This is a genomic window from Blautia sp. AM47-4 (assembly GCF_003479865.1).
Lineage (GTDB): Bacteria > Bacillota > Clostridia > Lachnospirales > Lachnospiraceae > Fusicatenibacter > Fusicatenibacter saccharivorans.
The window spans coordinates 18,081-27,864 of the sequence record NZ_QUHY01000033.1; the positions used below are offsets into that span (position 1 = coordinate 18,081).

The 9,784-nt window shown below is 40.4% G+C and carries 9 protein-coding genes and 1 pseudogene; all 10 read right to left on the reverse strand.

Features of this window, described 5'->3' with window-relative positions; genetic code table 11:
* Positions 1-19 precede the first annotated feature (19 nt).
* Positions 20-862: an FtsX-like permease family protein gene (locus DW965_RS16160; RefSeq protein WP_003060411.1), complete on the reverse strand. Its 843-nt coding sequence runs from the start codon at positions 860-862 to the stop codon at positions 20-22.
* Complete coding sequence (locus DW965_RS16165; protein ID WP_003061398.1) at positions 852-1,622, reverse strand: ABC transporter ATP-binding protein; 771 nt, start codon at positions 1,620-1,622, stop codon at positions 852-854. Before DW965_RS16165 ends, DW965_RS16160 begins: the two co-directional genes overlap by 11 nt.
* A 166-nt stretch (positions 1,623-1,788) precedes the next feature.
* Positions 1,789-2,019, reverse strand: coding sequence for a hypothetical protein (locus DW965_RS16175; RefSeq protein ID WP_003060191.1), 231 nt, complete (start codon positions 2,017-2,019; stop codon positions 1,789-1,791).
* A 15-nt stretch (positions 2,020-2,034) separates the two neighbouring features.
* Complete coding sequence (locus tag DW965_RS16180) at positions 2,035-2,364, reverse strand: DUF3784 domain-containing protein (RefSeq protein ID WP_003061243.1); 330 nt, start codon at positions 2,362-2,364, stop codon at positions 2,035-2,037.
* A 14-nt stretch (positions 2,365-2,378) separates the two neighbouring features.
* Positions 2,379-2,588 (reverse strand): helix-turn-helix transcriptional regulator, encoded by a 210-nt coding sequence (locus DW965_RS16185; protein WP_007286202.1) that lies wholly within the window; start codon positions 2,586-2,588, stop codon positions 2,379-2,381.
* Between the two features lies 1 nt (position 2,589).
* Positions 2,590-2,904: a DUF6442 family protein gene (locus tag DW965_RS16190; RefSeq protein WP_003061887.1), complete on the reverse strand. Its 315-nt coding sequence runs from the start codon at positions 2,902-2,904 to the stop codon at positions 2,590-2,592.
* Positions 2,905-3,048: 144 nt separating this feature from the next.
* On the reverse strand, positions 3,049-3,960 hold the full coding sequence (locus DW965_RS16195; protein ID WP_003062215.1) for a conjugal transfer protein: 912 nt from the start codon (positions 3,958-3,960) through the stop codon (positions 3,049-3,051).
* Positions 3,961-3,976: 16 nt separating this feature from the next.
* Positions 3,977-4,984 carry a bifunctional lytic transglycosylase/C40 family peptidase gene (locus tag DW965_RS16200; protein WP_003059774.1) on the reverse strand — a complete coding sequence of 336 codons (1,008 nt, stop codon included), beginning with the start codon at positions 4,982-4,984 and terminating at the stop codon, positions 3,977-3,979.
* Positions 4,981-7,190: pseudogene (locus tag DW965_RS16205) on the reverse strand (CD3337/EF1877 family mobilome membrane protein). Before DW965_RS16205 ends, DW965_RS16200 begins: the two are co-directional and overlap by 4 nt.
* Complete coding sequence (locus DW965_RS16210; RefSeq protein WP_003060327.1) at positions 7,190-9,640, reverse strand: ATP-binding protein; 2,451 nt, start codon at positions 9,638-9,640, stop codon at positions 7,190-7,192. Before DW965_RS16210 ends, DW965_RS16205 begins: the two are co-directional and overlap by 1 nt.
* Positions 9,641-9,784 lie beyond the last annotated feature (144 nt).

Genomic DNA, 9,784 nt, shown 5'->3' on the forward strand with positions numbered 1-9,784 from the left:
ACGAATCCCTCCTTCTTAATTACAAATTTTTAGCATCTAATTTAACTTCAATTCCTATTATACAAAATTTTAAGATAACAGTCAAGAACATATCTGCACAAGTTGTAGATATACCATAAATGCTGATAATCAACATGATTACGCTTACCATCAAATAAGTAAGTGTTTCTTGCTTATTAAAATTATCCATAGTACAACGTGAATTCCAGAGAAAAAGAGAAATCGCACCAAGAATAATACTTAAAACAAAAATGACATTTCTTTTTTTACTGTCACGGAACATTTTCTTTTCATTTTGTTTGTCAAAATAAAGAAAATCACGTATCGTCATTTTACTTATTCTTCTTAATAGATTAAGCAAAACCAAAACATAAATAGTTAAAAAATAAATTATCAATAGTCCAATAGAAACGAAATTCAAAGAAATAAAGAGAGTTTTTGGAATACCCAGTAAGTTTACAATTACTAACGACACAAACTGGCTGAATAAAAAGCCAATAGGAATAGCTAATACAAATGCTAAAATTCCCAACAGTATATTTTCAATTACAACTAAGTGGGCAATTTCTTTTTTCTTAATGCCAAGAAGCATATATGTTCCTAATTCTTTACTTCTTTTTTCAAACATAAATTTCGTTGTATAGTTGATCAAAAAGCATATCACAAAAATAATAAGAATATTTACAGCGAACAATGAATTCTTAAATGCATCCATACTGGAACATAACTTTACAATTTCATCAGAATTTGCCACCAAATTAAAAGCAAATATAAGAGAAAAGGATGCAGTAACGGTTATCAGATAAATCAAATAATCTTTAATATTTCTTTTTGTATTTCTATACGCTAACTTACCTAACATTTCCCACTTCACCTCCGAGCAAGGTTAATATATCCAGTATTTCATTGAAGAAATCTTTTCTGCTTTTTTCCCCTCTGAAAATTTCATTGAATATTTTACCGTCTTTCAAGAACAAAATACGTTCACAGAAAGACGCACTAAACGGGTCATGTGTTACCATTAAAATAGTAGCCTGCATTTTCTTGTTGATTTCAGACATTGTTTCCAGTAATAATCTGGAAGCTTTTGAGTCCAAAGCTCCCGTCGGTTCATCAGCTAAAATCAGTTTCGGTTCATTGATTAAGGCTCTAGCACAAGCACAACGCTGTTTTTGTCCGCCAGAAACTTCATAAGGAAATTTCGATAAAATATCACGAATACCCAATTTATCGGCGATAGCATGAACTCTTTTCTCAATATCAGTAGGGTTCTGTTTGTTGATAACCAATGATAAAGAAATGTTTTCTCCAATCGTTAAAGTATCTAAAAGGTTGAAATCTTGAAAAATGAACCCTAAATTTTCACGTCTGAAATCAGCAAAATCTTTATCCTTGATTTTGGTAATATCTTGATTATTGACTGTAATGTGTCCGCTGGTTACAGTATCAATCGTAGAGATACAGTTTAATAGGGTAGTCTTTCCAGAACCACTAGCTCCCATGATTGCGACAAATTCGCCCTTATCTACATACATAGAAATACCGTCTACTGCCTTTGTGATATTTCCAGAGTTACCCCCGTAGTATTTTTTTACTTGCTCTAAATTTAAAATGTGTTCCATTAAAAATCGCTCCTTTCTTCCTGCCACATTTATTTGTTTTGGAATACAATTAAATTATAGCAAGGGCAGTATTCAATTACACTTACAGTTTTGAAAGTAAACAGAGAGTAAAAGAGCCGTGATAATGCAGATCACAATTTTGTGAAGCATTTCCACGACCCTTTTATTATAATTTTGCCTTTGTCTTTTTCGTAATGATATAAATATATTCTTCTGGTGTAGGGCGTTTATTCCCAAAATACTTTTTGAAATTTGCCTGCACCTCTGGGTCGGTGCTATTCATAGCTTCATCAATCGTAGCTTCAATATCCGCCCGAACATCAGCCAATGATACACCGCCAGCTTTTGCACCAGCTTTCAATGCCTTTTTTATATCTCTTTTGTTCAGTCCTATCATATTCATACCTCAATTCTACTTTTTAAAGCTAATAAGTTTTCCATTGTATTTTACAATGATGAATATGATATAAAACACTCCTACAACAATCAAAATAAGACCTATGTAATAGCCTAATTCAGAATGAGAGATTAAATTGATAATCGGCATAACAAGAATACCAATACTAACCAGTAAAGTGCCTATTCCTATTTTTTTTGTAAACACCTTTTTATCTTTAGGGTCAAGTTGTGTATAATGATAACCATGTAATAAAGTAATATTCTCTTTTATACCTATTTGATAAGATGTAAAAAGTAAAAACAATCCTATAACTATTTCAACAATCAATTCCTCTAATTCCATAATCGTTCTCTCCTTTAATCAAAATAAAATAATTCTTCAAATTTTTTATCTAAAGCTATACAAAGCACTAATGCCAATTTTGCTGTTGGATTAAATTGTCCAGTTTCAATAGAACTAACTGTATTCCGAGAAACCCCGACTAGTTCAGCTAATTCTGTTTGTGATAATTTTTTTTCTTTTCGTACAGTTTTTAATCTGTTTCGCAAAATTAAATGTTCGTCCATTCTATAAACCTACCATTAAAAATTTATAAAAGTAATACCCCATAAATAGAAAAAAGAATAAAGCAATAACAAATTTGGATTTATTTTTTGAAATATGTGCTTCATAACCCATAGAGCCAAATGCCACAGACCCAATAATTGTCATTATGTCATAGTAAGGTTCTTTACAAACTGCTTTAATGAAAAGAATTAAAATGCAGATAAATAAAACAAACATTAAGCCAAAAGATTTCCCTTGAAGTTTAATATGTTTTTCGTATTCATCAAGATATAGATTCTCTTTTTTGTTTTGTGATAGTATTTTTTCTTTATCCATTATATAACGCTCCCTTCAAATAATACCAAGTACACTTGTCATTTATATTATAGCATTCGGTCATTACAAGTCAATATTTTTGCACAGTTTTCTTGTCGTTTTGTAAAAGCGTGCAAATCTGATAGGAAATGCACGCTATATCATTTATCCTACAATCTTCCAGTTACTATCCTTATGTAGCACAAGCTCATACTGCGATACCTGCGTCGCTTTTGTCTGATTATCAATGAATTTTACCGCAACCTTGACTTTCACATTGTCGCCGTCCTTTATAAAGATAGGGTTTACCAGTTCAGAATAAAGGTAGTCCCTGCCGATAGGTTCAATCACATTTCCCAATACATAGTAAGCAAGCTCTTTTTCCGTCGCTGTTGGGTACAGCTTAAAGAATGTTTCCAGAAAAGCGGTAGCGTCATTTACCGTATCAGCGTCCACGCTTGCGTCTGCTTCTGGTGTCTTAGGCTCATAGTCTGATTTTTCAACTGCTGGTGCAAGGGTAGGGTTTTGAACGATTACCATATCCCCGTCTGCGTCCACATAGACTTTTACAGTATAGGTTGCTTTCACATTGCTTGTCTGTTCTCCCTCTTTTATCTGCTGATCTACTTCGTAGGTAGCAGAAAAAGTGTCCGCTCCCGATTGCTCGATATGCCATACAATCACATCTGTAACCGTGGAGCTGGTCGGTATATCGGTTCTAATGGTGTCTACATTTAAGTCCTGCAATTCCTTTGTCAGATAACCGCTGATTGCCTGCGTCCTTGCTTCGATAGCTTCTTTGCTGTTATCCCATGTGTAATAGGACTTCGCAAAGTTTTTCACGAAATTTTCTATCCCGTTGGTGTCCTGCAAGCAAAGTTCAATGATTTCTTTTTCATGGGTGGTGTGCTGGTCGATAGCCGTAAAATTCTTATACACCCCAAAGCTCACGCTTGCGACAAGCACCACCCACAACGCAATCACGGTTTTCTTATGTGTGCCTACCTTGACAGTACGCACCTTTTTTTCTTTTGGTTCTTTGATAGTTTCTGTCTGTTTCTTATTCTTCTTAAACATATTTTTCAAGTCCTTTCTATTGTTTTACTCGTCCTGCACCGATTAAGTGCTGTTGCCAGTAACTACTACTTAGGTCTGCATATCCTATCGGGTCGCCTGCGTGGTACATCTGTGTCGGCGAAACAAGAATACCGACGTGTGTTACATACGAACCAGCGTTATAGGTGGAATGGAAAAACACCAAATCGCCTGCTTTTGCCTGCGAGAGTGGCAGATGTTGGGTTGCGTCATACTGTGCTTGTGCTGTTCTCGGTAAGGAGATACCAGCTTTTCCATAGCACCATTGCGTCAATCCCGAACAATCAAAGGAAGTATTCGGGTTACTGCCACCATACACATACTTCCAGCCTTGATATTTCAACGCTTCATTCATTACCTTTTGTGCCAGTTCTCCCGATACCTGCGGAACTGCTAAATACTGATTGACTACTTCCACATAGAACATATTTCCATAGCCATACCGCCAGCCCCCATTCTTAGCAACGGCTATCGGGTTGGTGTAGGTTACTTTCTTTCCACCCGATTTCTCACGGGCGAAGCTCTCTGCAAGATTAAAAGTGTGTTTTTTTCCTTTTCCTGCCACATATCCCACATAGCCACCGCCATAGTTATAAGACTGTATCGCTACATTCAAGTCGTCGATACCTTGATTTTTGCAGGAAGAAAGCAGGGACGCAAAATACTTACACCCCTGCTTGATTGAGCTTTCCGTATCTAAGGAATTAGGCGGTAAACCAAGACTTTCCGAACTCTGCATAACATCTTCTGCCGTACCGCCACTTTCTACTTGAATGATAGCAAGTAACACATTGACATACTCGGAGATACCGTTTTCTCTGGCGTATTTTTCTACCATAGGCTGATGTTTCAAGACTTCTGCGGATAGGTTCATACCCGTAATGCCAGAAGAAAAATTGCTGTTCTCGTCGTCGCTGTCCGCACTAATGAGGACGCCAAAGAAAAGCACCAGAGAAAAGAGGATAGGAAACAGACTGCCAATGATAGCGATATGTTTCAGTTTCATTTTTTCTTCTGTCCTTTCTTCGTTACAAGGTTACGGGTTTTCTCTATGGTCTGCTGGTTCTTCTGGACGCTCTGGGTCTGCTGAACCTTTATCCTGCGGTCTTTGGTGTCATTCTGGCGTGTTTCCTGCGATACCACTTTTTCTACATTCTGCCTATGTACTGTCTGTGTAGGCTGGGGTGCTTTCTTATCAGAAGCACCAGAAGATAACGGACGCTCTTTGATAACATTTGTCTTGACTGGCTCACTTGCTTTCGGAGTTGGAGCTGTGGCTGGGCGTTTGACTTCCTGCATTTTTTCAACACTCGGCTTTGGAATGGTTGAAGCTGTGACTGGTCGCTCATGGGGACGGGTAGCTCCCGTTGTCGCTGATCCGTCAGCCTTTCGCTGTACCTGCCTTGCTTCTTGTGCCTTTTGAAGCTCCATACGTTTGTCAGCGATATTTTTCTTACGCTGTTCCTGCTTTTCCAGCGTCCCGTCTGTCTGGACTGCTGTTCCTGCACCATGCCACGCTTGAAGTCGGACACGCTGGACTTTGCCTTTTCCTTTGCGGAATACACCGCATAAGCGGTCTGTGTCGGCATATCCTTGATATTCTCTTTGACAGCGTTTGCCTTGTCTTTCACTTTATTTTTCGTATCTAAAACAGCACCGACTTTTGAACCTGCACGCTGTCCCATGCTGGAAGTGGTATTGCCCCGATTTTCTTTAGAAGCCGTATTTTTTCTTTCGGCTCTCTTGCCAGCAACGGCACTTCCAGCCACCGCACCAGCTACACCGCCCGAAATACCGCCAGCACTTACCGCCCTTGCAATACGGTGTTCCATACGCCTAGCCCGATGTCGCATAAACAGATACGGTCTGCGGAATATGCGTCGTCCCATGCTTTGACTGTCGCCAGCATTAAGTGAGAACATACTCATTAAGTCGCCCAGCTTCATGTAGATACCAGCGAAACATACTATCTGCAAGAACGCCACCATAAAGAATGGGTAGTCTGTGGAAATGTTGTAAAACATACTGGAAATACTAAATGCCACCGTTACAATGAGCGTTATTCCTGCCCGTGTCATTATGGTATTAAATACTCTCACGATTGCCTGCTTTGCCATGCTTTCATAGCTCGGTATCATGGAAAGTAAAAAACTGATAGGTAAAAACATTGCAAAGATAATAAAAAGTATCTGGCTGAACAACATCATGCCCGTAAGCAAGAATACAAATATCGTGATACCCAAGTTAAAGAACAAGAGGAAGAACACCATACCCAAACGGTTCACGACCTGCGGTATTGTCAGATTGTTATTGTCGTTGTCCTCGATTTCTGTTTTCACGACTTCCTCTCTGGTTTTCCCGTCCTCGTCCTCTGGACTTGCCGATACGAGAGCTTCTACACGGTCTGTCCCGATTTCTTCTGCGTTGCTGTTCCCGAATTGAAGCAAGAGCCACGGCTGTTCCACTTGAATAGAAAATAGGCTGTCCCGTATCAAGTCCACGCTGTCCTTACCCTCGCTGTCGGAGTTAGGGAGCATGATTTTTGTTCCCAAATCCAAAGAAGCGGTACTGATGTCTGATGAAAATTCATTTATCTTCTTGATATAGTCGGGAGCATAAGCAATAAATGAAGCGGACAGCACGAACACCACCACAAAGTTGATAACAGCGTGAAGTGCTTTGCTGGTTTCCCGTTTTATCAGTCCCGTATAAGCAACGTACATTCCCACCACTAAGATAATGAGAAGCAGGAAACCAACATAGAAGCCCGTAGAAGAAAAGCCGTTCTCGGTAACGCCTGCAAGGGTCTGTATGCTCTTTCCGATACTGTCTGCCATATCATTGATGAAGTCCAGCTTATAGGCTTCCTGCACCACATAGCCCGTTGCATTACTCAAATACAAACTGATAGTCCAGACAAAGTTGGTAATGCAGTACAGCCCGTATTGTACCGATTTTCCGATACCGTCGAGCCAGTTCCACGGAAGCCACGACCAGCTATTATCGACGAAAAAATCAAGCTGGTAGTTGGAAAGGGGATATTTTGAATAAAGATTTTCTGCGTTTATGGTATCGTCTACAAGCCCCGTCGCATGAGCCACCGTCCCCAAAAGTGAAAGCAGGATAAGGGAGAGTGCCACCACGAACAGAGCCATTTTGAGAAAGTGGAAAATCTTCTTTTTTGTGAACACACCTTTTATCCTTTCTTTCATCACTCCACCTCATTTCTCTGTACGGGCGGTCTGGTATCAAAGGCGTGTAGCAGTTCTTCAAAGACTGGGTGTATCTGCACCACACCGACACGCCCGTATAAGTCCTGCAATAAGCATTGTCCGTTCTCCAAATCACGCAAGCGTTTCTGGTTGTTCTCATCGTCCTTGTCGATACCGAAAAACTCTAAGGTCTGCTTTATCTCGTTTATATCCGTGCTTCTAAATGCAAACTTTAAGCCGATATTGTTTTTCAGACTTTCCTTTGACACGTCATAGGCAGACTGGGTAACGAAATAAACGCCTGCCTGCATAGCTCGCCCAGCACGAACCAGCTTATTTGATAAGGTTTCTCCTTGTGCCACATTTAAGAACGCCCACGCTTCGTCTAAATCGACAATCTTAAAAATGCTTCTGTCCGAATGGATAAAATCAAGGGCAAAGGTACTAATCACAATCAGCATAGACACAGACAACAATTCAATGGTCGTGTATTCTTCAAAAGTGGTATCTTTATCTGGCAGTACAAGGTCGGCTACTTGAATGATATTGAGCTGATTATCCAGACTGATAGCATTTTCTACCGTACCGTCTGAAAACAGCAGGTGTGCAAAGTCGTAGTCCGTGAAGCTGTCGATATGGTCTGCGATATTTCTTGATATGGGCGTATCTTCACGGCGTAGCTCGTCTATCACATGGAGCAAGCCCCGACTGTCGCTCTGGGTAACGGAGCGTACTGCCTTACGAAGTACGGGGAATTTTTCGCCGTCCCTTGAAGAAATACCCGTAAGGAATGTTAAGATGTCGATTGCCAGACTTTCAGCGTCTTTTACATTCTTCATAATCACAAACGGGTCAAGAAGCCCTGCATTGTCCTTATCGCTGGTAAGATTTACGATATTGATTTCATGTGCAATCTCTGGGAGCGTTTCTTTCCAGTTACCACGCTCACTTTTAGGGTCTAACAGAAGTGCTTGACCGCCAAACAGCACCGCATAATATACCAGAAGATTGTTACAGAACGATTTCCCACCGCCAAGCGAACCGACAAAAGCAGACGCTAAAGCGTTGGTAACTGTACCTTTTACACCTTGACTGGCAAGGGACGGTTGCAGGTACACATTTCTTCCCGTATCAACAGAATAGCCCATATAGATACCCGTAGTTTCTCCTAACTGCTGTGTCGCACCAAAGCCAAGCCCAGCTAAAAAATCTGATTTTACATACTGCACATAGTCATTGATATATCGCTTGCTGGCTGGTAAAAATTCAGAATGAAGCCCCAGCATATCCCCAGCAGGACGCACCAGCTTTACATTGAGGTCGTCGTAAAAGTCCTTGACTTCATCACAACGGCGTTTCAGCTCGTCAAGATCGGGTGCAGACACCCGTATGACGTAGCTTAACTTATACATACTTTCTTTTGTCTGGTCTAAATCAGTTTCCAGCTCGTCCACGCTGTCTAAAGCGTCCACCACATTTGAGCTGGTTTCACTTCCTGCTTGATAGGCGTGATTATCAAGGTCTTTCAGTTCCTTTTTCTTGTTGCGGACGGTCGTTAATGCTTTCCGATTTTCCACGATTTCTACATTCATGCTCGTATCAACGGGGAATGTGAATTGCTGTTGCTGGAAATAGAAGATTTCAGACGACGGAAAATCAAGCTCTCCTACAATCGCATTGACGGTAAAATAGGACACATAGCTTTCCTTGTCCTCATGTTCCAATCGTAAATACCGCTGGCTTTCCTCAATCACACACCTTGTCGGACGGATAAGGTCGTAGTATTTTATCAGCGTCTCTTTGTTCAATTTTTTCTTTGGTAGCTGGTACTCATAATCTTCATAAGCGATACCGTCCCTGCCGTAAAGATGTTCCATGAGATACCCAAAATCATGGATTTCCAAGCGACGCACCTTAAAGCGACGGGAGATTTTATTTTCCAGTAACTTTTCCATTTTTATGTAACGGTTGATTTCATCATTCGGCATGGAAACAAAATCATTCATCAGCGTGTGGTTCACTTCATGGAGAAATTCTGTGAACGTCAGCCACACCGATTTTTTGATGTTCTTCAGATTGAGCTGTTCTTCCGTAACCATGAGCTTAAAGCCAAGAAAAAAGCGGTAGTCCACTTGATTGTCCCCAATCATAGATACTAACGCTTCGGTCTGTTCGTCTATCTTCTGGCAGGCAACTTCCTTTAATTTTCCAGTTACCAGCTTCTTTGACTGTTCCTGCATACTGCGGATTGAGCTTTCTGTGGCAATCTGCAACGCATGAATTTTACCCTCACGGGACTGTGCGATAAGCTGTCGGAAACTGTCATGCACGATAAATTTCTGCTCTGCGGATAGAAAAGAATAGTTGTATGGTATCAGCTCATAGTAGGCGAACACCTCATTGTCCTTGTTCCAGACAAGGTTATTGTCAATATATTTTATCGGGAACATAGTTCACACTCCTTACTGCCGTGATTGTTTCATTCAATATCTGCTTATGCAGTTTTACGGCTTTTCCTGCATAAGTGATTTTTGGTCGCAGGGCATAGGTTATCTGTGATTTCAAAAAGCTGTACGGCTTCTTTCCGTCAAAGG